At 68.1% G+C, this 24,001-nt stretch carries 24 protein-coding genes; 11 read left to right on the forward strand and 13 right to left on the reverse strand.

The annotated features are described in order from the left end of the window. Positions 1–41: 41 nt before the first annotated feature. From IAI54_RS21190 to IAI54_RS21200, 3 genes are all read right to left on the reverse strand, one after another. Complete coding sequence (locus IAI54_RS21190) at positions 42–533, reverse strand: porin (protein WP_187969074.1); 492 nt, start codon at positions 531–533, stop codon at positions 42–44. 152 nt (positions 534–685) lie between these two features. Beyond that, positions 686–1,756 (reverse strand): carbohydrate kinase family protein, encoded by a 1,071-nt coding sequence (locus IAI54_RS21195; RefSeq protein WP_187969075.1) that lies wholly within the window; start codon positions 1,754–1,756, stop codon positions 686–688. Positions 1,757–1,875: 119 nt separating this feature from the next. Next, the gene (locus tag IAI54_RS21200) at positions 1,876–2,262 is read right to left on the reverse strand and encodes a hypothetical protein (RefSeq protein WP_187969076.1); all 387 of its coding nucleotides are present in this window, start codon (positions 2,260–2,262) and stop codon (positions 1,876–1,878) included. Positions 2,263–2,471: 209 nt separating this feature from the next. On the opposite strand from IAI54_RS21200, the gene IAI54_RS21205 reads away from it, so the two are divergent. Beyond that, positions 2,472–3,200 (forward strand): SDR family NAD(P)-dependent oxidoreductase, encoded by a 729-nt coding sequence (locus IAI54_RS21205; RefSeq protein WP_235679127.1) that lies wholly within the window; start codon positions 2,472–2,474, stop codon positions 3,198–3,200. A 98-nt stretch (positions 3,201–3,298) separates the two neighbouring features. Continuing rightward, on the forward strand, positions 3,299–3,745 hold the full coding sequence (locus tag IAI54_RS21210; protein WP_187969077.1) for a DUF305 domain-containing protein: 447 nt from the start codon (positions 3,299–3,301) through the stop codon (positions 3,743–3,745). A 47-nt stretch (positions 3,746–3,792) separates the two neighbouring features. Here the strand turns inward: IAI54_RS21210 and IAI54_RS21215 are convergent, their stop codons facing one another. The 10 genes from IAI54_RS21215 to add form a co-directional block, all read right to left on the reverse strand. Next, positions 3,793–4,218, reverse strand: coding sequence for an organic hydroperoxide resistance protein (locus IAI54_RS21215; protein WP_187969078.1), 426 nt, complete (start codon positions 4,216–4,218; stop codon positions 3,793–3,795). A gap of 129 nt (positions 4,219–4,347) precedes the next feature. Continuing rightward, complete coding sequence (gene guaD, locus IAI54_RS21220; RefSeq protein ID WP_187969079.1) at positions 4,348–5,718, reverse strand: guanine deaminase; 1,371 nt, start codon at positions 5,716–5,718, stop codon at positions 4,348–4,350. Continuing rightward, complete coding sequence (locus tag IAI54_RS21225; RefSeq protein ID WP_235679128.1) at positions 5,715–7,067, reverse strand: amidohydrolase family protein; 1,353 nt, start codon at positions 7,065–7,067, stop codon at positions 5,715–5,717. Before IAI54_RS21225 ends, guaD begins: the two co-directional genes overlap by 4 nt. Beyond that, on the reverse strand, positions 7,064–7,921 hold the full coding sequence (locus IAI54_RS21230) for an aromatic ring-hydroxylating oxygenase subunit alpha (RefSeq protein ID WP_187969080.1): 858 nt from the start codon (positions 7,919–7,921) through the stop codon (positions 7,064–7,066). Before IAI54_RS21230 ends, IAI54_RS21225 begins: the two co-directional genes overlap by 4 nt. A gap of 16 nt (positions 7,922–7,937) precedes the next feature. Next, positions 7,938–9,338, reverse strand: a complete 1,401-nt coding sequence (locus tag IAI54_RS21235) for an 8-oxoguanine deaminase (RefSeq protein ID WP_187969081.1) — start codon at positions 9,336–9,338, stop codon at positions 7,938–7,940. Between the two features lie 10 nt (positions 9,339–9,348). Then, positions 9,349–10,284, reverse strand: a complete 936-nt coding sequence (locus IAI54_RS21240) for an ABC transporter permease (RefSeq protein ID WP_187969082.1) — start codon at positions 10,282–10,284, stop codon at positions 9,349–9,351. A gap of 5 nt (positions 10,285–10,289) precedes the next feature. Then, positions 10,290–11,327, reverse strand: coding sequence for an ABC transporter permease (locus tag IAI54_RS21245; protein ID WP_187969083.1), 1,038 nt, complete (start codon positions 11,325–11,327; stop codon positions 10,290–10,292). Positions 11,328–11,330: 3 nt separating this feature from the next. Then, the gene (locus tag IAI54_RS21250) at positions 11,331–12,929 is read right to left on the reverse strand and encodes an ABC transporter ATP-binding protein (RefSeq protein ID WP_187969084.1); all 1,599 of its coding nucleotides are present in this window, start codon (positions 12,927–12,929) and stop codon (positions 11,331–11,333) included. Positions 12,930–12,941: 12 nt separating this feature from the next. Next, a complete protein-coding gene (locus tag IAI54_RS21255) occupies positions 12,942–14,057 on the reverse strand; it encodes a BMP family ABC transporter substrate-binding protein (RefSeq protein WP_187969085.1) in 1,116 nt (371 codons plus the stop codon). A gap of 27 nt (positions 14,058–14,084) precedes the next feature. Next, positions 14,085–15,122, reverse strand: coding sequence for an adenosine deaminase (add, locus tag IAI54_RS21260; protein WP_187969086.1), 1,038 nt, complete (start codon positions 15,120–15,122; stop codon positions 14,085–14,087). A gap of 251 nt (positions 15,123–15,373) precedes the next feature. Between add and IAI54_RS21265 the strand changes: the two genes are divergently transcribed. From IAI54_RS21265 to IAI54_RS21305, 9 genes are all read left to right on the forward strand, one after another. Beyond that, positions 15,374–15,646: a hypothetical protein gene (locus IAI54_RS21265; RefSeq protein ID WP_187969087.1), complete on the forward strand. Its 273-nt coding sequence runs from the start codon at positions 15,374–15,376 to the stop codon at positions 15,644–15,646. Then, on the forward strand, positions 15,643–16,377 hold the full coding sequence (locus IAI54_RS21270; RefSeq protein WP_187969088.1) for a Rieske (2Fe-2S) protein: 735 nt from the start codon (positions 15,643–15,645) through the stop codon (positions 16,375–16,377). The genes IAI54_RS21265 and IAI54_RS21270 overlap by 4 nt, the downstream gene beginning before the upstream one ends. Beyond that, positions 16,377–17,006 carry a glutathione S-transferase family protein gene (locus IAI54_RS21275; RefSeq protein ID WP_187969089.1) on the forward strand — a complete coding sequence of 210 codons (630 nt, stop codon included), beginning with the start codon at positions 16,377–16,379 and terminating at the stop codon, positions 17,004–17,006. Before IAI54_RS21270 ends, IAI54_RS21275 begins: the two co-directional genes overlap by 1 nt. A 46-nt stretch (positions 17,007–17,052) precedes the next feature. After that, positions 17,053–18,852, forward strand: a complete 1,800-nt coding sequence (locus IAI54_RS21280) for an adenine deaminase C-terminal domain-containing protein (RefSeq protein ID WP_187969090.1) — start codon at positions 17,053–17,055, stop codon at positions 18,850–18,852. Continuing rightward, complete coding sequence (locus IAI54_RS21285; RefSeq protein WP_187969091.1) at positions 18,852–19,772, forward strand: LysR family transcriptional regulator; 921 nt, start codon at positions 18,852–18,854, stop codon at positions 19,770–19,772. Before IAI54_RS21280 ends, IAI54_RS21285 begins: the two co-directional genes overlap by 1 nt. A gap of 92 nt (positions 19,773–19,864) precedes the next feature. Beyond that, a complete protein-coding gene (locus tag IAI54_RS21290) occupies positions 19,865–20,365 on the forward strand; it encodes a thiamine pyrophosphate-binding protein (protein WP_187969092.1) in 501 nt (166 codons plus the stop codon). Then, complete coding sequence (locus tag IAI54_RS21295) at positions 20,362–20,970, forward strand: thiamine pyrophosphate-dependent enzyme (protein ID WP_187969093.1); 609 nt, start codon at positions 20,362–20,364, stop codon at positions 20,968–20,970. Before IAI54_RS21290 ends, IAI54_RS21295 begins: the two co-directional genes overlap by 4 nt. Positions 20,971–20,986: 16 nt before the next feature. Further along, a complete protein-coding gene (locus IAI54_RS21300) occupies positions 20,987–22,549 on the forward strand; it encodes a GMC family oxidoreductase (RefSeq protein ID WP_235679129.1) in 1,563 nt (520 codons plus the stop codon). A 58-nt stretch (positions 22,550–22,607) separates the two neighbouring features. Further along, on the forward strand, positions 22,608–23,987 hold the full coding sequence (locus tag IAI54_RS21305) for an amidohydrolase family protein (protein ID WP_210321162.1): 1,380 nt from the start codon (positions 22,608–22,610) through the stop codon (positions 23,985–23,987). Positions 23,988–24,001: the final 14 nt, after the last annotated feature.

The following is a 24,001-nucleotide window of genomic DNA, read 5'->3' on the forward strand; positions in this document are numbered from 1 at the left end:
GGGTCGATTCTGCACTGATGACGTGGGCGGCTTTCCGGGCGCTACCAGCTGAGCTGCAGCCCCGCATTGCCGCCGACGGAATCGCCGCTGAAGGCGACGCCACCATAGCCGCTCATGCGGCCCCGGCCGTCGGCAAAGAGACCGTCTCCGAAGGACACCGCACCCGACAGGCCGAAGGCATGACTTTCCTCCGCCGTGCCCCAGTTGAGCCTGAGCCCGAACGTCTCTCCGGCGACCAGATTCGGGCTCTGGAGTGCGTTGGAAATCGCGATCTGGGAGAATGTCTCGATCCCCATGCGCTCTTCGAGCGAAGAAAGACGGCGTGCGAGATCCGTCTCGCCGAACTCCGTGCCATCCATCGTCTCGCGACGGGTCTGGCCGGTGCTCGCGTGTACGCAGGTCTCCGTCCCGGGGATGTAGAAATAGCCCGCCCCATATGCATCGCAGATCCGTACGTATTCAACCGGCTGAGCATGGAGCGGCGTCGCCATGACGAGGCCGGCCAATGTCGATAATGACGCGAGTGCTTTCATGGATCCCCCTCCGAGACTGCCCGTTAACCATCCGCTAACCATCTTGTTGTTGGCGAACGACGTTGTCAACGTGCGGGAGGGAAGGCGAAGCTGCAGATACGAAGGATCGACCAGAGAGCGGGTAGATCGTCGCTGCGAGCCGATGGACCGTTCTATCGAGCGGACGGGGGGACCGGCAGATCCGCGAGCATGTCAGGTGACAGGTCCGGCCGGACACTGAACGGACTCTCGACCGTCATCGCCGCGACCAGCGCCCCGGTCCGGGCGGCATCGTCGAGAGACGCGCCGGCCACAAGTGCAAACAGCGTACCGGCGATCATCGCGTCGCCAGCGCCTGTTATATCCACCGGTCGGGCGGGGAAGGCATCCTGAAACCGTGCGCCCGCTTCCGTGACGATCGCCGACCCTCGCGCTCCCATGGTCACCACCACATCGGCCGCCCCGCGTCCGCGCAACGCCACTGCGGCCTCGGTGGCGCTCAGCCGAGCGGCCGGGTCGAGGCCAAGCAAGGTGTTCGCCTCGTCCACATTGGTGAAGAGCAGGTCGATGGCTGCGAGGTTTTCGGGCAGGCGAAGCGCCTTCGGCGACGAAACGGTGTCGACGGCCAACCGGAAGCGGGCCTCGCTCTTGCGCGCCATCAATGCCGCGATGGTCTCGGCCGGCAGGTTGCAGTCGATGAAGACCCAGTCGCAGGCGGCCAGCGCTTCCCAGATACGGTCGAGCATCTCGGGTCCGAACGCCTCGAAGACGTCCATGTCGGCTATCCCGAGCGCCAGATCGTTGTCCGGTCCGAGTATGGCGACGTATTCGGCGGTCGGGTGACCGTCGATGAGCCCGACGCTGCTCACGTCGACGCCGAGGTCTCGCAACTGGCTCAGCAGCGCGCGTCCCCCCTCGTCATCGCCGACGACCGACACGAAGCAGGTCTCGACGCCGAGCCGCGCCAGGTTCTCCGCCACGTTGCGTGCGACGCCCCCGAAGCTGCGCGAACCGCGTGCCGGATTCGAGGTGGCCGCAATCAGCGGGTTCCGGGCGTGATACTTCCGGTCGAGCACCGCGCCGCCCAGGCAACCGATACGACCCTTCGGCACGAGGCCTGCGGCCATGTTCGCCGTCACCGCAGGACTTGCCGCCGTCATGAGCCCGATGCCTCCGAAGATGGACGCAATCCTGTCGCGCGCTTCCTGCGGTGTTGTAAAGGGGCCGGAGGCGCCGATCCCCATCCGGTCGTGATCGGAACCACGTCCTGACGCGCAACAGCGCTCGCCTGCCGGCAGGATCCGCAATCACCAGGCCCGCCCTCTCGCAGCGAGCTTGGTGCAGCGCTGGATCGCGAGCGGCTTCAGCCTTCGATCCGCGCCTTGCCAGTCGTCCCGTCGTCGCGCGTCCAGCTGATGCGACCGGGCCCCGTCGGAACGATCGTGAAACAGGACGTCTGACCCTTGTACCAGGTCGGCCACTTCTGGCAGAGGCGCTTTCCGTCGACCCACCAGCGGCCGGTCTCCTTCGGCGCGAAGAAGCGGCCCAGTCCCACCCGGGTACCGTCCCCTGTCACGAGGCCGCCCGGCTTGTAGTGCAGCGGAAACTCGCCGCCCAGCGGGACCGCGAGATAGACGCGCTTTCCGCTCACCAGATCGACCAGCTTCGACCCGGAAACCGGCTCGGATGCCGCAGCGTTGGCGGTCACGAGGGTCGCGGCCAGGCCGGCCGCAGCGATCACAGCTTTCATGTCCTGCCTCCAATGGAACCTCGGCAGATACGCGAGCAGGTCGACGGCGGATCACCGCTGCCGAAACGATGGTTCTGGACGGAGCGCCGGGCAGACCTAGGTTGTGACGTAGCCGGCCGTTCTCCGGCGAGGATGGGGTGGAGGATGCGGAGAGGCGACGAAGAAGCGGATGCCGATGACACCGCGACCGTCGTTCGACGAGCGACGGCATGACGACCCCGGGCGACGATCCCTCCATGGCGACATCCACGGACAAGGGGATTGCTGTGGTCGTGGGTGCACGCGGCGGGATCGGCTCTGCGCTGGTCGGGGCGGCCGAAGCATCGGGCCGGTATAGGCATGTGCTCTCCCTGTCCCGCAGCAGCGAGCCCGCGCTGGACGTCGAGAACGAGGCATCGGTCGAGGCGGCTGCGATCCGCGCGGCGGCTTGCGGGGATATCCGCCTGTGCCTGGTCGCAACCGGTCTGCTTCATGGGGAGGGGATCCGACCGGAAAAAGCCATCCGTGACATTGACCCGGCGGCGCTGGCGAGGTCCTTCTCCGTCAACGCGATCGGGCCAGCCCTGGTGATGAAGCATATCCTCCCGCGGCTGCCGCGCCGAGGCCGCAGCGTGCTTGCGGTTCTCTCGGCGAAGGTCGGAAGCATCGGCGACAACCGGCTGGGCGGCTGGTACGCCTACAGGGCATCGAAGGCCGCGCTGAACCAGCTGGTCCGCACCGCCGCCATCGAACTGGCCCGTCACAGGCCGGAAGCGCTCTGCGTCGCGATCCACCCCGGAACCGTCGACACGCGCCTGTCGTCTCCCTTCGCGAAGGCTGGACTGGCCGTGGCTGACTCAGAATCGGCGGCAGTCTCCATCCTGGCCTGCCTCGATCGCCTGACCGCCAGCGACAGCGGAGGGTTCTTCGACCGGACCGGCGAACGCCTTCCCTGGTAGACCAGCGTCGCGGGAACAGACCGGCCGGCCGTCGGTTGTGCAATCAACGGGCGTCGATCGCCAGACTGAAAAGGATGACGCGTCAGAAAGGGTCTGCCATGAGCTATGGGCGCTTCGGTGCGATGATCGCAAGTTCGACAATCGTCATGTACGGCCTCATGTATCTGAATACATGGGCTCTAGATCACATCTTCTGGAGCGAGACACGGGCATGGATGGCTCTGCTGATGGGAGCTGCGATGGCGGTCGTCATGCTCGGATGGATGTGGTCGATGTACGCCCGTACGACAGTCAATCTGGCGATCATGGCGACGGCCTTCATCGTCTTTGCGGGGTCGCTGTGGCTGGTCCGCAGCCAGGAGACGGTTGACGACGTCGACTACATGAAGGCGATGATACCGCATCACTCGATCGCGATACTAACGAGCACGCGCGCGCATATTTCCGATCCCCGGGTTCGTGAACTCGCGGACGGTATCATCGAGGCGCAGCGCAACGAGATCGCGGAGATGAAGTCGCTCATCGCGGAACTCGAACGGCGTTGAGCGATTCGGGTCCTCACCGAAAGATACGGAAGTCGCCGAGCCGGAACTCACACCACCGAAGGGGTGATGGAAAGAGCCCCCTTCGTCGCGTGTGAGTAGGGGCAGACGTGATGCGCACCGGCCACCAGATCTTCGGCGACCGACCGCTCGATACCAGGAAGTTCGACCGCGATCTTCACATCGAGCCCGAAGCCGGCGTCCTCCCGCGGGCCGATGCCGACCGTGACCGTCACCTTCGCGTCTTCGGGCACCTTCACCTTCTTCTGGCCTGCATAGAACTTGAGTGCACCGAGAAAGCACGCCGAATATCCGGCCGCGAAAAGCTGCTCGGGGTTGGCGCCTTCTCCACCCGGCCCGCCAAGTTCCTTCGGCACCACCAGCCTGACGTCGAGCGCCCCATCGGCGGTCGTGGCACGTCCATCCCGTCCGCCGGTGGCAGTTGCGCTGGTGCTGTAGACGACCTTGGCTGGCATGACGAATCCTATCATCAAAGGCAATTGGATCGATTGCGATGTAACGCAGTGTCTGGTTTCGTCAACGGCAGAGCCGGCCACGAGGGGACCTGCCCGCCTTTGCGTGCGAACCTCTCGATGACAGGATCCTCAGCGCACCGGCGCACCACCGACCCAGACGCGGGCAAGGTTGGATCGCGTGGCGGTGTAGAGGATGGTCTGCAGAAGATCGTCGCCGGCCTCCCCGCCCCACAGGCGGATGCCGCCGTCGGCCGCCTCGCAGTCGACCGCGAGGGCGTCGAAGGGACAGCCGGACTCGAAACGGCCGACCGGCAGGCCGAGTGCGGCGCCGCCGCCGGCGGTGGCGAGATGGAAGGCGTCGCGGAAGTCGATCCGCGTTCCGCCATGGCGGCTGCGGCTTCCCGGAGCAAGGTCGGGATCGACGCCGCTCTCCAGCATGCGCGAGACCATCACGGCGCCGCGCATGGCGTCGAGGATCGTGGCGATCGGCCCGCCGGAGATGTCGGTGCCGAGCCCGACGCGGACGCCTTTTTCCAGGGCCGCCTTAAGCGGGAATACCGCGCCGGCGAAATAGGCGTTGGAGACCGGGCAGTGCGCCACCGCGGTGCCGCGCGCGGCGAGAAGGTCCATGTCGTCCGGGGTGAGGAAATTGGCATGCGCCACGACGCCACCCTCGGTCAGCAGGCCGAACCGGTCGAGGCTCGCCGCATCCGTCATGCCGTGGCGTGCGAGCACGTGGCCATGCGCCCAGTCGCTCTCCGAGACATGCGTCTGCACGCGGCAGCCACAGGCACGCGCGAGGTCGCCGAGGCCCTGCAGGGCGGCATCGGTGCAGGCGGGGATGAAGCGCGGCGTCACCACCGGCAGCACCCGCCCGCCGCCATTGCCGGGCATGGCGCGGATGTGCTCGATCACCGCGCGCGTCCCCTCCACGGCAGCTTCGGGCGAGGCGTCGCGGTAGTAGGCGGGGCAGCCGGCCGGATCGTCCATCGCCACCTTGCCGACCAGCGCGCGCTGGCCGCGCTCGAGGCAGATTTCGGCGAGCAGATTGCTCGCCTCGATATGGGCGGTGGCGAAGTAGAGCGCGGTCGTCGTGCCGTTGGCCAGAAGGTCGTCGACCAGCCGGCGGTAGACACGGGCCGCGAAGGCCGTGTCGGCGTACTTCGCCTCCAGCGGAAAGGTGTAGCGATGCAGCCAGACCTCCAGCGGCACGTCGAGCCCGCGGCCAAGCTGGGCATATTGCGGCGCGTGGATGTGGAGATCGACGAAGCCGGGCAGGAGGATCGTGCCGGCCGGCAGCGTCGCCAGCCTGCCTGCCCGGGACGCCTCCCGCTTCGCATCGTCGTAGCCGGGGTCGCCGGGTCGCGTGACGGAGATGATCGTACCGTCGTCGCCGATGGCGATCAGCGCATCGTCGAGCTCTTCGATCGTGCCGCGCGCCGGCGCGTGGAAGCCGGAGGCCAGCAGCGTGCGTCCGCGAAGGTCGGGCCTGTCGGTCATGCGCCTGCCTGGAGGCTGCGGTCGCGCAGCGCCAGCGCCTTCTCGCGGAACTTCGCGCGGATCTCCGCTTCGTCCACGCCTGCGAGCACGCGCTCCTCCATCACGATCCTGCCGTCGGCGATGGTCGTCGCCACGTCGTCGGCGCGCGCCGAATAGACCAGCGCCGCGGCCTCGTCATAGACCGGCAGGCAGTGCAGGCGGTCGAGGTCGATGATGATGACGTCGGCCTTGCGGCCTGGCGCCAGCACGCCGGTCTCGGGACGGTTCATGGCGATGGCCGCGCCCGCCGTCGCCATCTCGAGCAGTTCGCCGGTCTTCAGGAACTCGACGTCGCCGGTCCTGTCCTTGTGGATCATGCCGGCGAACTTCATCTCCTGGAACATGTCGAGCGTGTTGTGGCTCGCCGGCCCGTCGGTCGCGAGCCCGACCGGTATGCCCGCGGCCCGCACGTCGCGCAGGCGCATCGTGCCGGAATTGAGCTTGGCGTTGCAGCACGGGCAATGGCCGATGCGGGTGCCGGTTTCGGCCATGATCGCGATGTCGTCGTCGGTGAGCTGCGTGCAGTGCGCGGCCGTCACGTCGGGACCGAGGAAGCCCAGCGAATGGACCCATTGCACAGGCGTCGTGCCGTAGGTATCGGCGACATAGGCGACCTCCTGCGGCCCCTCGGCGAGGTGGGTGTGGATCGCCACCTCGTGCGCGTCGGCCACCGCGCGCACCAGGCGGAACATGTCGGCGCCGCAGGAATAGGGCGCGTGCGGCGACAGCGCCAGATGGATGCGGTCGCCGCCCGAGCGGTGGTGCTTCGACGCGAGGTCGCCGAAATTCTCCAGCGTCTTCCACGACCAGTCGGTGATCGAGGCATAGATGCCCCGGTCCGCGAAGCCGTAGCCGAGCGTGGCGCGCAGCGGGATGCGCTGCAGCGCCTCGATCTCCGGCTCGACCGCATAGGCGTCGAAATGCTCGTTGAAGGTGGTGATGCCGGCCTTGGCCATTTCCGCGAGGCCCGCCAGGCTCGCCCAGTAGAGTGTGTCGGGATCGAAGTTGCGCTTCAGCCGCCACATGGTCGACAGCCATTCGAACAGCTGCACGTCTTCCAGGAGGCCGCGCAGCAGCATGTTGGAGGCGATGTGGGTGTGGCAGTTGACGAAGCCCGGCATCACCACCCGACCGCGGGCGTCGATGGTCTTTGCAGCCCCAGAGACGTCGATCGTGCCGGCGGGGCCGACCGCCTCGATGGCGTTGCCGCGGATCGTCAGCGTGCCGCGCGCGATCTTGCCCGCCCCGCCCATCGGCAGGATGGTGGCATCGACGATGGCGATGTCGGGGCCGCGAGCCGGCCCGTTCATGCCGCCTGCGCCGTCGTGCCGTAGACGATGCCCTTCTCCTTGAGCCAGCGCCGGTAGGCGACCGAGGAGGCGTCCGCGCGCGTCGGGATCTCGGCGCGCGGCTCGAGCGGCAGCAGCAGCGGCCGCTGGTTTTCCAGGATGATGCGGTCCTGCAGGAAGATCACCTGCTGGAAGGCGACGAGCTCCGTCACCGTCGAGACCTCGTCGATCAGGAACATCACCGGGTGGGCGCGGCAGAATTCCGGGTCGACCGGCTGCACGAAGAGGCAGATCACGTCCCAGCGGTTGGTCGAGTTGGGACAGGTCTTGTAGAGCAGCACCGCGAAAGGATCGGCGACGCGGTACTGGTACTGCGTCATGATGCCTTCCTTGGCCGAAAGCGCTGCCTGCGGCTGGAAGAACTGGCAGTTGGTGGCCCAGACCTCGTCGATGTCGCGGCGGATTTCGGTGGTGTAGTGCAGCACCTCGGTGTGCGGTTCCGAGCCCAGGATGTCGGTGTGCACGAAGGGGAAGTGCGCCATGTCGAGGAAGTTCTCGACCACGCGCGGCGCCGACGACTTCACCGAGATCGCGCCGCAGACCACCAGCCGGCGATCCTCCTCGTCGGCTTCGGGGATCGGCAGCACGTCGCGCGCGGGCTCTCCAAGCGTCGTCCAGAGATAGCCGTAGCGCAACCGCGTGGGCAGTGCCGCGGCGGTGTCGGTGCGCGTCACGGCGAAGTCCTCACCCTTGCGCGTCACGGCGAGATCGTAGCCGAGCAGGCGGTTGGTGCTCGGCCCCGGCGGAATGTCGGCGACGGCGTCGATGCAGTACCACTGGTCGAGGGCGGCTTTCTCGGCGGGCTTCAGGGTCATGGCGGCGCTCCCTTGCTCAGGCATCGTAGACACGATCCATCGTGGCGGCGTGTTCGGCAAGGGCGGCCTCGACGTCGAAGCTGACGAACTCGCCCCTGGCGACGACCTGCCGCCCGTCGATGAAGGAATGGTCGACCTTGAACGGTCCGCACAGGACGAGTGCTGCCAGCGGGTCGCGCTCAGTGCCCGACAGGCCGAGCTGGCTGCGCTTCACGGCGATGAAGTCGGCGCTCATGCCCGGCGCGAGATATCCGATGTCGTCGCGGCCGAGCAGGGCCGCGCCGCCGCGCGTGGCCATCGTCAGCGCCTCGCGCGCCGACAGCGCCGAGGGCGTGCCGCCGAAGCCGCCGCGCCCGCCCGGCGCCTCCGAGAGATACTGGTGCGGCGCCACGCGCTGCAGCATCAGCGCCAGCCGCGCCTCCATGAACAGGTTCGACGTGTCGTTCGAGGCCGAGCCGTCGACGCCGAGGCCGACCTTGACGCCCTTGTCGAGCATCTCGCGCACCTTGGCGATGCCCTGGCCGCAGCGCATGTTGGCCGAGGGGCAGTGCGCCACGCCCGTGCCTGTGGCGGCAAAGCGGTCGATCTCGGCGCTGGTCATGAAGATCGAATGCGCGAACCAGACGTCGTCGCCGAGCCAGCCGACCGATTCGGCGAACTCCACCGGCCGCATGCCGTAGATGTCGTGGCAATAGGTCTCTTCGAAAAGCTCCTCTGCGAGATGCGAATGGAGCCGCACGCCGGGATGGCTGCGCGCCAGTGCGGCGGCATTGCGCATCAGGTCCGGCGTCACCGAGAAGGGCGAGCAAGGGGCGAGCACGATGCGGCTCATCGAGTGCCGCGAAGCGTCGTGGTAGCGGCCGATCAGCCGCTCGGCGTCCTTCAGGACCGCGTCCTCGTTCTCGACACAGCTGTCCGGCGGCAGGCCGCCCTGGCTCTCGCCGCGCGACATGGCACCGCGTGCCGCATGGAAGCGCAAGCCGATCTCCCGCGCCGCCTCGATGGTGGAATCGAGCGTGCAGTCGTTGGGCAGGATATAGAGGTGGTCGGAACTGGTCGTGCAGCCGGAATGGATGAGCTCAGCCATCGCCACCTTCGCCGAGATGCGGATGGCGTCGTCGTCGAGCCGCGCCCAGATCGGGTAGAGCGTCTTCAACCAGACCAGCAGCTCGTCGTCCTGCACCATCACCCGGGTGAGGTTCTGGTACATGTGGTGATGGGTGTTGACCATGCCGGGCATGACCACGTGACCGGACAGGTCGAGCACCTCGTCCGCCTTCAGCCCGGAAAGCTCGGCCGTGGTGCCGACGGCGGCGATGACGTTGCCGTCGACGAGCATGGCGCCGTCCGCGATCTCCCGGCGCGCGTCGTCGAAGGTGGCGAGCAGGTCGACGTTCTTCACCAGGAGCCGGGCCATCGGGGATCTCCTAGCGCACGTCGCGGAAATAGGGCTCGCCGAGGGCCGCGGGCGCGGCCATCAGGCGGCGCATCCTCTGCCAGGCGAGGACGGGCACGATGATCATGGCGATGGTACCGAGATAGGGCAGCATCGACAGGATCGGCGAGGGAATCGGCCAGTTGCGCGCCTGGCCGACGAAGCCGAGCGAGGTGATGATGCCGAAGAGCAGGGCGGCGGCGACCGCATTGATCGGCCGGTAGCCGGCGAAGATGACGAGCGACACCGCGATCCAGCCCCGTCCGGCCACCACGCCTTCCGACCAGGACGGCACGAAGGCGAGCGTCAGGTAGGCGCCCGCGCCGGCCGCCAGCGCCGCGCCCGCCGAGACGTACCAGAAGCGCATCGCGTTGACCGGGATGCCGGCCGCGTCCGCTGCCGCCGGGTTCTCGCCGACGGCGCGCATGTCGAGCCCGTGCTTCGTGCGGAACATCAGCCAGTGCAGCGCCACCGGCAGGATGATGTAGATCAGGTAGACGAGGATGTTCTGGGTGAACAGTGCGCGCCCGAGCAGCGGGATGTCGCTGAGATAGGGGATCGCGATCGGCGGGAAGGTGGCAGGCGCCGGCGTGCCGGAATAGGCGCGCCCGATGGTCGCCGCCATGCCCGTTCCCATCAGCGTGAGCGCCAGGCCGCACAGCACCTGGTTGGCGCGCAGGTAGACGGTCGTGGCGGCGAAGACCATGCCGAAGAAGAAGCCGACGACCATCGCCAGCGCGAAGCCGAGCATCGGGTTGGGCGTCGCGACCACGGTGGCGATACCGGTGACGGCGCCGAGCGCCATCAGCCCCTCGACCCCGAGATTGACCACGCCGACGCGTTCGGCGAGCACTTCGCCGAGTGCCGCCAGCGCGAGAACGCCGCCGGCCAGGATCGAGGTCTGGATGATGCCCGCAATGATGTCCATCAGGATCAGCCCCTCACGATGCGGTAGCGGGCGAGCTCGTCGCCGATGGCGGTGTAGAACAGGATCAGGCCGGTGATGGCGAGCACGGTCGAGACCGTGATGCCCTGCGTCTGCAGCACGATGCCGGAATTGAGGATCACCGCCATCAGCGCCGCCGCAGGCAGGACGCCGATCGGCGAGGAGCGCGCGAGCACCGCGACCATGATGCCGAGATAGCCGAAATTGTTGGAGATGCCGCCCTGCAGCCGGTGCACCGTGCCGGCCACCTCGAACATGCCGGCAAGCCCGGCGATGGCGCCGGACAGGAGCATCACGACGATCAAATGGCGGCGGAACGGCATGCCGGCATAGCGCGCGGCCTGCGGGTTGGAGCCGGCGACGCGCACCTCGTAGCCCCAGCGGGTGAAGGCGAAGAGGGCGGCGACGAGGAGCACCACCACCACCGCCACCGGCAGGCCCCAGTGCACGATGCCCCAGAACTCCGGCACCTCGTGCGGCAGCCGCGCCGTGGTGGCGAGCGCACGGCCGCTCGGATCGAGCCAGGGGCCGGTCGCCACCCAGTAGACCATCAGCGTCGCCACGAAGTTGAGGAGCAGCGTCGTGATCAGCTCGTTGACGTCGGCATAGGCGCGGGCCAGGGTCGGCACCAGGATCCAGACGAGGCCGCCCACCGCGCCGGCGACGAACATCAAGGGCAGGATCAGCGCGGTCGGTCCGGGGACGAAGAGCGCGACGCCCGTCGCCGCGAAGGCGCCGGCATAGAACTGGCCCTCGGCGCCGATGTTCTGCGCCCCGATCTTCTGCCCGACCGCGACCGACAGGCCGGTGAAGATCAGCGGGATCACCAGCAGCCCGACGTCTTCCAGCCCGTAGCTGGAGCCGAAGGTGGTGCGCAGCACCTGCCAGCCGAGCGCCAGCGGGTTGAAGCCGAGCGCGGCGAGCACGATGCCGGCCGTCACCAATGCGAGCACGATGGCCGCGCCGCGGGCGGCGAAGGCCACCGAGGGCGGCGCGGAGGGAATGCGCTGGATGCGGTAGGCCATGCCTCAGTGTCCCTTGCGGACGTCGGCGGCGAGCCGCTTGCCGCCCATCATCAGTCCGATCGTGTCGATGTCGGCCTGCGCGCTGTCGACGATGCCCATGACCTGGCCGTGGAACACGACGGCGATCCGGTCGGACAGGTTGAGGAGTTCCTCGAGTTCCTCGGAGATGAAGAGCACGGCGACGCCCTTGTCGCGCAGCTCTACGAGGTACTGCATCATCAGGTTGATCGCGCCGACGTCGAGGCCGCGGCTCGGATAGCCGGCGACGAGCACCCGCGAGGCGATGCGCATCTCGCGTCGCGCGACGAGGCGCTGCTGGTTGCCGCCCGACAGGTTGCGCACCGGCATGCCGAAGTCCGGGACGGCGACGGAGGCGGCTTCGGCGATCTGCCGCGCGAGCGCAGTGGCGGCGCGCCCGCTGTAGCGGAAGCCGTTCGACAGCGGCGGCCGGTCGTATTCGCGGAGGACGGAATTGTCGGTGATCGACAGCGCGGGCGCCAGCCCGCTGTGCAGCCGGTCTTCCGGGATATGGCCGACGCCGAAATCGGCAAAGTCGGCGGCGCTCTTCGCGGTGAAGTCCCGCCCATCGACCAGGATGCGGCCGGAAGTCGCGCGGCGCATGCCGGTGATGATCTGCGTCAGCTCCTTCTGGCCGTTGCCGGCGACGCCCGCGATGCCGAGAATCTCGCCGGCGCGCAGCGAGAGCGACAGGCCGTCGAGCACCGCATGGCCCTGGCCGTCCTCGAAGCGAACGTCCTCGAGCGCCAAGACTGTGGCGCCGATGGGCGCGGCCCCGGATCCGCGCGCGCGCATGTCGGACAGCACGATCTCGCGTCCGACCATAAGTCGCGCGAGCGAGGTCTCGGTGCAGTCGGCGGTCTGCTCGGTCGCCACCTTTCGTCCGGCGCGCAGCACCGTGACGCGGTCGGAGATCTCCAGCACCTCGTCCAGCTTGTGGCTGATGAAGATGACGGCGTTGCCGCGCGCGACGAAATCCTTCAGCGCGCGGAACAGCTCGTGCGCCTCGGCCGGCGTCAGCACCGCCGTCGGCTCGTCGAGGATCAGCACTCGGGCCTTGCGGGTCAGGACGCGCAGGATCTCGACACGCTGCTGTTCGCCGGTCGACAGTTCGGCGACCCGGGCGGCCGGATCGACGGCGAGGTTGAGCGCGCGCGACAGCTCCGCCGTGCGCTTTTCGAGCACCGCCGCGCTGACGGCCTTCGGCGTCTCGCTCCAGCCGAGATGGATGTTCTCCGCCACGGTGAACGCCTTCACCAGCTTGAAGTGCTGGTGGACCATCCCGATGCCGGCGGCGATCGCCTCGACCGGCGAAGCGAAGCTCTTCGGGTAGCCGTCGATGACGATCTCGCCAGCGTCCGGCTGGTAGATGCCGGTCAGGATGTTCATCAGCGTCGACTTGCCGGCGCCGTTCTCGCCCAGAAGGGCGTGAATCTCGCCCGGCATCACGTCGAGGTCCACGTCCTCGTTGGCGGTGACGCCGGGAAAGTATTTGGCGATTCCCCTGAGCTGCACGATGGGTGCCGTTCCGGGCAAGGGCACGAAACGGCTGGTCGACGGCACGGGCGGCTCTGGGGCGTTCATCGTCGTCTTCGATCAGAGGCCGGTGACGCCTTCGATCGACCAGTCCCAGTTGTAGAGCTCGACCTCGGTCATGCGCTGGCCGGCCGCGACCTTGACGTTGCCCTTGGCATCCTTGATCTCGCCCTCGAACGGGCTCCAGCCGCCCATGATCTTGTCGCGGATGGCGTCGGCCTGCGCGGCGGCTTCGGCCGGCACGGTCTCGCCCCAGGCGTCGCGGTCGACGCCCTTGCCGATCGGCAGGATGTCCTCGGTCGGAGTCCATTCGCCGGCGATGCGGCGGCGCACCTGCTCGACATACCAGGCGCTGAAGTCGACCACGATCGAGGAGATGTAGGCCTGCGGCCCGTAGCGGCGGATGTCGGTGTTCCACATCACGGCCTTGGCGCCGCGCTGCTCGGCGACCTGCAGATAGGCAGCCTCGTCCATGATGCCGAAGAGAACGTCGGCGCCGTTGTCGATGAGCGCCGTGCCGGCCTGGGCGGCCGCCTGCGGATCGAACCACGAATTGATGACGATCGCCTGCAGCGTCGCATCCGGCTTCACCGTCCGGGCGCCCATCAGGAAGGCGTTGGTGCCGGAATAGACCGACGGCACCGGGAAGGAAGCGACGTAGCCGAGCTTGCCCGACTTCGACATCAGGCCGGCGGCGACGCCGGCGATGTAGGACGGGTACCAGTGGGCGACGTAGTAGGTGCCGAGATTGTCGAGCGGGTTGCGGCCGTCGCATTCGTAGAAGGCCACCTCCGGCGTGCGCTTGGCGACGTCGTAGATGAAGTCGCCGTAGTTGGAGTTGGCGATGATCATGTTGGCGCCTTCCGAGGCGAACTGGCGGAAGATGCGGCTGGCGTCGGCCGAATAGGGCACGTTCTCGACGTAGAGCGTCTTGGCCTTCGGGAAGGCTGCGGCGACGGCCTGGCGGCCGAGATCGTGCGCATAGGTCCAGCCTTCGTCTGCGGTCGGGCCGACATAGCCCCAGGCGATCACGGCATCCTCCTCGGCGACCGCCGGCAGCGGTGCCGCGGCGCGGGCGGGCGAAATCAGGCCGCTCTTCGGCAGCAGCAGCGAGGCGCCGGCGGCGGCGCCGATGTTGAGGAAGCCCCGGCGGGTCAGGTCTCTTATCTTGATCATGATGCGTCCTTTGCGGGTTGCGGCAGTTCAGGCGGGAGAGGCGTGGTCGGCGACGAGCCGGTCGATTTCGGCCGACCAGTCGGCCATCCAGTTCCGTTTCGTGTCCGGGTCGAGCCAGGTGGCCTCGAGGCCGGCGAGCGCGATCCGGCCGAGCGCTTCCGGCGGAAGGGCGAAGTTCCGGGCGATCAGCGCATATTCGCGGTCGAGCGTCGTGCCGAACATCGGCGGATCGTCGGAATGGATGGTGATGTTGAGCCCCGCCTCGATCATCCGGCGGATCGCGTGGTCGGGCGAAGCGAGATCGCGCCAGACGGTCGTGGCGAGCGTCGTGCTCGGGCAGCAGGTGAAGGGGATGCGGCTCTCGCGGCAGCGCGCGACCAGGTCAGCGTCGTCGACCACGTGGTAGCCATGGTCGATGCGCGAGACGCCCAGCAGGTCGATGCTGTCGCGAACGAAGGCTGCGGGTCCGGATTCACCGGCATGGGCGGTGACGTTGAGGCCTGCCGCGCGGGCGCGTTCCCACGTCCCGGCGAAGGGTCCGGGCGGGAACGGCGCCTCGTTGTAGTCGAGGCCGATGCCGATCACCTCGGCCGGCCGTTCGGCGAGCACCATGTCGAGGAAGCGGTCGCCGCGCTCCGGCCCGAGTTCGCGGCTGTGCGCCGGGATCAGCCTGGCGACGAGGCCGTAATCCTGCCTTGCACGGCGAAAGCCGTCGAGGATGCCTTCGAGCATGGTGGCGTAGGCAACGCCGTACGCGAGATGCGCGTGCGGGCTGAAGAACAGCTCGACGTAGCGGGCACCGGCCAGCGCGCAGCGCTCCAGCGCCTCGAAGGTCACGCGCGAGAAATCGCCGCTGTCGCGGATCGAAGCGCAGACGAGGTCGTAGATCGCCAGGAAGTCCGGGAGGTTGCCGTAGCTGTAGAGATCGCTCGTCCGCTTGCCCGCGGGCAGCGCCACGCCGTTCTTCGCGGCGAGATCAGCGAACGTTGCCGTCGACACGGCGCCTTCGAGGTGCAGGTGCAGCTCCACCTTCGGCAATGCGCGGACGAAATCCTCCATCGCCATCGTTCTATCCGCGCCGGACGGTGGCGCAGCACGGTCCGAAAGGCCGGACAGGCCGCAGGTCGGTCTTCGACTTGTTCGACATTTCGCCCACTCATGCACCGATTTGATGATCTGAGCGCAACAATATGCAGGCCTCCGGGGCTTGCACAAGCCCCAAAATGATGTCTAATTAGACAGATCGATACGGCGCCTTAAAAATAGGCAGAAAGGCTGAAAAGCAGGCTCGCGGTGATCAGGAATTCGGCGCCCACATGGTTTTGACCCGAACTGTCCGGCTCCGCTTCGAGGGCCGCTTCGTCGTTTCGAGTTTCGTGGACTTCGCGGCACGACGCGCGGCGCGCCTCGACCTCGATGCCCGGGTGCTGCGGGCTGACGACCGCGTCATTGCCCTCGACGTCACGGGACAGCGCGACCTGATCGACGCTTTCGAGATGGCCTGCAGCCTCGGCCCCCTCGACTGCCTGGTTCTGGACTGCAGGAGCACGGCGACGGCCGTGTCGGAGATGGAGACGAGCGACCGATGAGTTTGGCACCTGGATGGCACCCCGTCGCCCTTTCGGGCTCCATCGACCCCGGAACCTCGGCCGGAACGCATCTCGACGGCCGCGAATACGTGGTCTGGCGCGACAATTCCGGCGCCGCCCATGTCTGGGAGGATCGCTGCCCGCATCGCGGCATGAAGCTCTCCTTCGGCTTCGTGCGCGGAGACCACATCGCCTGTCTCTACCACGGCTGGCAGTACGACACCGCCGGGCGCTGCCGCTACATTCCCGCCCATCCGGACCTGGAGGTGCCGGCGACGATCACCGTTCCGGTCTTCGCCACGGCGGAGGCCTGCGGCATGATCTGGACGACCAAGGACGCCGAGGCCGACCGCGCCGCGCCGCCGTCCGGTTCAGGCGATACGGTGCCCGTTGCGAGCCTGCAGGCGGCGTGCCGAACCGAGACCCTCATCGACGCCGTGCGCGCGGCACCTGCTCAGCCCTTCGTGGCAGACGCGGCCGGTTTCGATCTGGCACCGGTTGCCGAAACCCTCTGGCGCCTGACGGTCGGCGGCGACACGCTGTTGCTCGGAGTGCAGCGGCTGGGGGAGGCGCGCTCGGCGCTGCATGTCGCGATCGAGGGCAGCGAAGCGGTCTACGCAGGCGCGGGGCAGGCGCACTGGTTTGCGTGGTTCCGCGCGCTTCGGCACCGGCTGGGCGCGGTAACAGACGCTGGCGCGCGTTCCGCGGCGGCGATGGCGGAGGCGGTGTGATGGCGCTGGTGCTCTTCAATTACGATCTCGACGAGAACAGCTACAAGGTGCGTCTCGCGCTCTCCATGCTTCAGGTCGGGCACGAAACGGTGGCCGTCAACGCCTTCCCCGGCAAGGAGCAGGAGACGCCGCCCTTCCTCGCCATGAACCCGATGGGCACGCTGCCGATCCTGAGGGACGGCGACCTGACGCTGTTCGGCGCCGAGGCGATCCTCGCCCATCTCGCGCGGACGCATGATGGTTCAGGCCGATGGTTGCCGGTCGACGGCGCAGGCTTCGCGCACGTGATGCAGTGGCTGGTCTTCGCGGCCGGCGATCTGTCCGTTGCATCGCGGGCCCGTGCCCATGCGCTGTTCGGAACGCCGGGCGACGAGGCGGCGCTGCGGGCAGGGGCGCGCCGGGCGATCGGCGCGATGGAGGACGCGATGACCGTGAACGGCTTCGCCGGGCAGGACTGGTTCGCAGGTCCTGCGCCGACCGTCGCCGACGTCGCCCTTTTTCCCGCTTTCGCGCTCAGCCGCGATTTCGGCATCGACCATGACGCCTATCCGGCGCTGCGCAAATGGGCGCGCCGCTTCCGGGCGATCCCCGGCTTCCTGACCATGCCGGGCATTCCGGACTACCACTGAAAGCCAGCCGGCGCGGCCGGTCGCAACGACAGACACGAGGATCACCATGGCTCCGCTCACCCGCTTCTCCGTCGCGCCGCTGCACATGATGACGCGCCACCTCGCCGCCGTCGCCTCTGGACGGGCGGATCCCGACCTCGTCATCGCCGGGGCGCGCGTGCTGTCGACCTATTCGGAGCGCATCCTGCCCGAGCGCGAGGTCTGGATCGCCGGCGGCCGCATCGCCGCCGTCAAGCCGGCCGGCAGCCACAAGGGCGGCGCGAAGCGCTACGACGCGAAGGGCGGCATCGTCGCGCCCGGACTGGTCGACCCGCACATCCACATCGAATCCTCGATGGTGACGGCCTGCGCCTATGCCGAGGCAGCGCTGCTCAACGGCACGACCACGATCTTCTGCGACAGCCACGAGATCGGCAACGTCATGGACGTGGCCGGCGTCGAGGCGATGCTGGAGGACGCGCGCCAGGCGCCGCTGTCGATCTTCCTCACCGTGCCGTCCACCGTGCCGGCCACCTCGGCCGCGCTCGAGACGGCGGGCGGCGACCTGACCGCCGACAAGATCGGCGCGCTGTTCGACAAATGGCCGGAGGCGCTGGCGCTCGGCGAGAAGATGGATTTCGTGCAGGTGGCGATGGGCGACGAGCGCAGCCACGCCATCCTCGCCGCGGCGCTGCAGCGCGGGCGTCCGGTGTCCGGCCACGTCTATGGCCGCGAATTCGTCTCCGCCTATGCCGCGTCCGGCGTCACCGACACGCACGAGGCGATCGACCGCGAGATCGCCGACGACATGCTGGAGGCGGGCATCTGGCTGTTCCTGCGCGGCGGGCCGCCGACCACGCCCTGGCACTCGCTGCCGCAGGCGATCCGCACGGTGACCGAGCTCGGCGCCTCGCACAAGCGCATCGCGGTCTGCACCGACGACCGCGACGCCGACGACCTGCTGCTGTTCGGCCAGGACTGGGTGGTTCGCGAGGCGATCAAGGCCGGGATGAGCCCAGAGCAGGCCTGGAGCATGGGCTCGCTGCACGGCGCGACCCGCTTCGGCGTCGAGGTCGAGGTGGGCGGCATGGGCGGCGGCCGGCGCGCCGACCTCGTCCTGCTCGACGACGGCATGAAGCCGGTCAGCACCTGGTATGGCGGCGAGCTGGTGGTGGAGAATCGCGCGATCACGCCGGTGCTCGATGCCGCGCTTTCGGCGCGCTACCGCTACCCCGAAGCCGCCTACCACACCGTCAGGCTGCCGAAGGAGATCAGGCTCGTGCCCGACCTGCCGACGGGTCCGGTCACGGTCAATGCCATCCGCACCGAACTGCCCGGCATCACGCTCGGCCACCAGAAGATCGCGCTGGAGCCGGCGAACGACTGGCAGGCGCATTTCGAGCGGCACGGCCTGTGCTTCGTCACCGTGGTGGAGCGGCACGGCAAATCGGACGGCAACGTCGCGCACGGGCTGCTGTCGAATTTCGGCCTGACCCGCGGCGCCGTCGCCTCCTCGGTCGGCCACGACAGCCACAACATCATCCTGGCCGGCGTCAGCGAGGCAGACATGCAGGTGGCGCTGCGCGCGCTGGAGAAGACGCAGGGCGGCGTCTGCGTGGTGGTCGACGGCGAGGTGACCGCCATGGTCGAGCTGCCGATCGCGGGTCTGCTCTCCGACAAGCGCGTGACGGAGGTGGCCGAGGAGGTGAAGCTGATGAAGACGCAGTGGGATGCCGCCGGCTGCACCATCCCCTACATGGGCTTCAACCTGATCCCGCTGTCGGTCATCCCCGAGATCCGCATCACCGACAAGGGCCTCGTGCTGGTACCGCAGATGGAGATCGTGCCGCTGGTGGAACCGGCCTGATGGACCTCTTCCGCTCCGGGCTGGTTTCGCCGCGCCTCCACTACTTCCAGCTGGTGGCGCGGCTCGGTTCGGTGCGCCAGACGGCCCAGGTGCTCAACGTCGCGCCGTCCTCGATCAGCCGGGTGATCAAGGGGCTAGAGGACGAGATCGGCACGCCGCTGTTCGAGCGGGTGCGCCAGCGCCTGAAGCTCACCAGCGCCGGCGAACTGCTGCTCTACCATGCGCGGCTGAGCACGTCGGAACTGTCGCGCGCCTGGTCGGAGATCAACGACCTGCGCGGCCTCAATCGCGGCGCGCTGACGGTGGCGGTGGTGGAAAGCGCCGCGCGCGGGCTGATGCCGGATGCGCTGGAGGCGTTCTGGTCGAAGCATCCGCTGATCACCGTCGACGTACGGGTTGCGAGTTCGCAACAGGCCTGCGACGCGGTGGCCGACGGGGAATGCGATGCCGCCATCGCCTTCGACATCCGCGTCCCCCGCACCGTGCGCCGACTTGCGACGGCATTGCTGCCGGTCGGTGTCGTCGCACATCCGTCCAGCCGTTTCGCGGATCGCAAGGAGCTGAAGCTGTTCGATCTCTCGGGCGAGCAGGTGATCCTGTCGGACGCGAGCCTTGCGCTCGGACTCTCGGTCAACGAGGCGATCAACCGCTCCATCATCGATCTCACCCGCCGCACCCGCACCAACTCGATCGCGCTAATGGGCGACCTTGCCCGCCGCAACCTCGGCACGGCGCTGCAGACGCGTCTCGGCGTCGAGCGGGAACTGGCCGAAGGAAGTCTGATCTTCGTGCCGCTGCGCGATCCCAAGGTGCCTCCGCGGCGACTGATGCTGCTCACCCGCGGCGAGCGCGAGATGTCGGAGGCGGCCTCGGCCTTCGCTGCGGTGCTCGCGCGGGCAGTCGAGCGACTGGAGGAATAGTTGTTGCGTTATACGCATCAATTGAACGCAGAAAATCAGTCTATTCAGAACAAGTCCTATTTGCGAGCGTCATCGCGCATGGAGAACCGGACATGAAGCAGAGCGCCGTCGACGCGGTGATCAGGGGACTGAAGAAGGCGGGCGTGTCGATCGTCTGCTACCTGCCGGATTCCCTGTTCAAGGAACTCTATCCGGCGCTCGACGCCGATCCGGACATCCGCACCATCCGCGTCACCAACGAGGGCGAGGGCGCGGCGATCTGCGGCGGCGTCTTCCTGTCGGGCAAACGGGCGGCGCTGGTGATGGAGAACTCCGGCCTCCGCGCCTCGGTGGAGCCGCTCGCCCGCATGGGGCTCGGCGCCGGCATCCCCGTGGTGATGCTGATGAGCTATCGCGGCGAGCTCGGCGAGAACAACTGGTGGGCTATCCCGCACGGCATCACCATGGAGCCTGTGCTCGACGCGCTGCGCATTCCCTACCGGGTGGTGCGCGAGGAGGAGGCGATCGAGCGCGCGATCGTCGATGCCTACGCCTGGTCCTACGCTTCCTACTATCATTCGGCGATCGCGCTCGGCGGAGAGGTGGTGCGATGAAGCGCTACGACTGCATGACGGCGCTAGGCAAGCGCCTCAAGGACGAGCTGGTCATCCTGTCGCTCGGCGGCTCGGTGGACGAATGGTACAACGCCGCGCCGCACATGCGCGAGGCGAGCCTCTTCCAGCAGCAGCTCGGCTGCGTCACGCCGCAGGCCTTCGGGCTGGCGGCCGGCCTGCCGCACCGGCGCATCGTCTCGCTCGACACCGATGGCGGGCTGCTGTTCAACCTCGGCATCCTCGCCACGCTCGGCAACGAGCAGCCGAAGAACCTCTTCGTCGTGGTCTGGGACAACGAGCGCTACCAGTCGATCGGCGGCCCGCCCACCCACACCGCCTTCGGCCGCGTCGACCTCGCCGCCATCGCCCGCGGCGCGGGCGTCGAGCACGCCTACACGGTGCGCACCGTCGAGGATTTCGATGCCCATTGCGAGGCCGGACTGAAGGCCGACGTGCCCTATGTCGTCGTCGCCAAGGTCGACGGCATCTTGCAGCCCGGCATCAAGCGCAAGCATTCCGACGGCCGAGAGGACAAGTACATCTTCGTGCGCCATGTCGAAGCGACGGAAGGCATTGTGATCATGGGTCCGAGCGAGCACAACTGACCGGGCAGGCGATGACATGACCGCTTTGCCCCTCCTCCCGATGAAACCGCTTGCCGGGGGCTACGACGTGATCGTCGTCGGCTCCGGTTCCGGCGGCGCGGCGGTGACGCGGCGGCTGGTCGATGCCGGCGTCGCGGTACTGCTGGTCGAGGCGGGACCGGCGGGCATCGGCGTCGAAGAGATCGAGGATCCCGCGCAGTGGGTGCCGCTGATGCGCAGCCGCTGGGACTGGGGCTACGACTACGCCCCTGCGCCGCACGTCGATGGCCGCGTCATCGGAATTCCGCGCGGGCGGGTGCTCGGCGGCTCGACGGCGATCAACGCGATGATGTGGTATCGCGGCCACCCGATGGACTACGACATCTGGGAGGCGGCCGGAGCGGCGGGCTGGAGCTTTGCCGACTGCCTCCCGTACTTTCGAAAGTGCGAGGACTGGGAGGACGGCGAGACCGAATTTCGCGGCGCCGGCGGTCCGCTTCGTATCGAACGCGAGACGGAGATTCATCCCGTCGCTCAGGCGCTGATCGACGGCGCAGCGGCGATCGGCATCCCGGTGATCGACGACCCGAACGGCCCCGACAACGAAGGCGCCGCGCGCTCCAACTTCAACATCGCTGGCGGACGGCGCTGGAGTTCTGCGACCGGCTATCTCTGGCCGATTCTCGACCGCCCGAACCTGACGGTGGTGACGGAATCGCTTGCCATCTCGCTGCTGATCGAGAACGGTCGTTGCGTGGGCGTCCGACACCTGGTCGATGGCAAGGTGGTCGAGACCCGTGCGCACGATCGCGTGGTGCTGGCCGCGGGCGCGATCGACACGCCGCGGCTCCTGATGCTGTCGGGCATCGGCGATCCGGCCGAACTCGCCCGCCTCGGCCTTCCCCTTGTCCATGCCCTGCCCGGCGTCGGGCGCAACCTGCAGGACCATCCGCTGGCGCAGGCCTGCGTCGTCCGCTCGAAACGACCGCTCGGGCCGGTCACCGGCAATGGCGGCGGCTCGATGGTGAACTGGAAATCGCGGCCCGGCCTGCCGCAGCCCGATCTGCACGCCTTTCCGGTGCAGGGCAACAGCGCCGAGCCGCCGCTGCGCGCCCGCTACGACCTGTCCGGCGACGTCTTCTCCTTCGGTTTCGGGCTGATGCGCTCGAAGAGCGTCGGCCATCTGCGCCTGCTCGAGGGCCGGCCCGGCGGCGCGCTGGAGATCCAGCCGAATTACCTGGCCGAGCCCGAGGATCGCGAAGCGATGCTCGCCGCCCTCGAGCAAGTGATGGACATGGCCGCCGCGCCCGTGAACGCGCATCTCTTCGACGGTTTCGCCGCGCCCGACCGGCGGCTCTCCCGCGCAGAGGCGGAGACCTTTCTGAAGGAGGCCTGCTCGACCTTCTTCCACACTTGCGGCACCTGCCGGATGGGCGAGGACGATCTCGCCGTTGTGGACAGCCGGCTGTCGCTGCGCGGGCTCGACGGCCTGACGGTCGCCGACGCCTCGGTCATCCCGGTCATCCCCACCTGCAACACCCACGCGCCGACGACCATGATCGGCGAGCGCGCGGCGAGCTTCGTGCTGGGGCTGGCATGAGGCTTGCTTTTTTCGAAACCGGCTGGCGATGCGCCGGCAGACCAGAGGACCGACGCCCATGATGCAGGCACTCATCCTGGCAGCGGACGCGCTGCTCACCATGGATGCGCAGGACCGCGTCGTCGTCGGCGGCGCCGTGCTGGTCGAAGACGGGCGCATCGCGGCGGTCGGCACGCGCGACGCGCTCGTTGCCGCGCACCCGCACGTCGCGGTGAAACCGCTGCCGAAAACGGTGCTGATGCCCGGCCTCGTCAACGCCCACGCCCATTCCGGCTTCCTGCGCGGCACGGCCGAGCACCTGCCGGTGTGGGACTGGCTGACGCTGCACATCAACCCGATGCACCGCATGCTGCAGCCGCACGAGGCGCAAGCCGCGTCCTGGCTCTGCTATGCCGAGTCCGTGCTCGGCGGCACGACCACGGTGGTGGACATGTGGCGCTTCATGAACGGCAGTGCGAGGGCCGCCGAGGCGATCGGCAACCGGCTGGTGGCCGTTCCCTATGTCGGCGAGCACCCGGACTATGACTATTTCGACACGCTCGACATGAACGAGGCGCTGATCGAGGGCTGGCACCGCAAGGCCGGCGGGCGCGTCAACGTCTGGGTCGGGCTGGAGCATCTCTTCTACGCCGACGAAGCCGCGCAGCGGCGGGCGGTCGAGATGGCGAAGCGCCACGGCACCGGCTTCCACACCCATTGCAGCGAGGCCGAGATCGAGCTCGCCGAGTTCCAGAAGCGCTACGGCAAGCGGCCGATGTTCGTGCTCGACGATCTCGGCTTCTTCGAGACCCCGCGCGCCATGATCGCCCATGCCGTCTGGCTCGACCAGGCGGAAGTGGATCTGATCGCAGGGCGGCCAGTCTCGGTCGCCCACAATCCGGTCTCCAACATGAAGCTCGCCAGCGGCATCGCGCCCATCGCCGAGATGCTGGCCGTGGGCGTACCGGTCGGCATCGGCACCGACGGCGAGAAGGAGAACAACAATTTCGACATGTTCGAGGAGATGAAGGTGGCTTCGCTGCTGGGCAAGCTGAAGCATCTCGACGCCGCGGCGATGGACAGTTGGCAGGTGCTGCGCATGGGAACCATCCTCGGCGCGAAGGCCGTCGGCCTCGATCACGAGATCGGCTCGATCGAGGTCGGCAAACGCGCCGACATCATCGCCGTGCGGACCGACACCCCGCGCATGACGCCGTTCTTCCCGGAGGGACCGTATTTCAACCTGCAGCACAATCTCGTCCACGCCGTGCGCGGCGGCGACGTGTCGATGACCATGGTCGACGGACGGATCCTGGTCGAGGACGGCGAACTGAAGACCGCCTCGATGACCGAGATCCTGGCCGAGATCCACGCCGTCGCGCCGGGCCTCTTCGCCCGTCGCGCCGCATGGCTTGCCGATCACGCCGAGGGCACCAGACAGTGGACCAAGGAGAGCTGAACCGGAGCGCCACA

Origin of the sequence: Aquibium microcysteis, from assembly GCF_014495845.1 — a bacterium.
GTDB classification, from domain to species: Bacteria; Pseudomonadota; Alphaproteobacteria; order Rhizobiales; family Rhizobiaceae; genus Aquibium; species Aquibium microcysteis.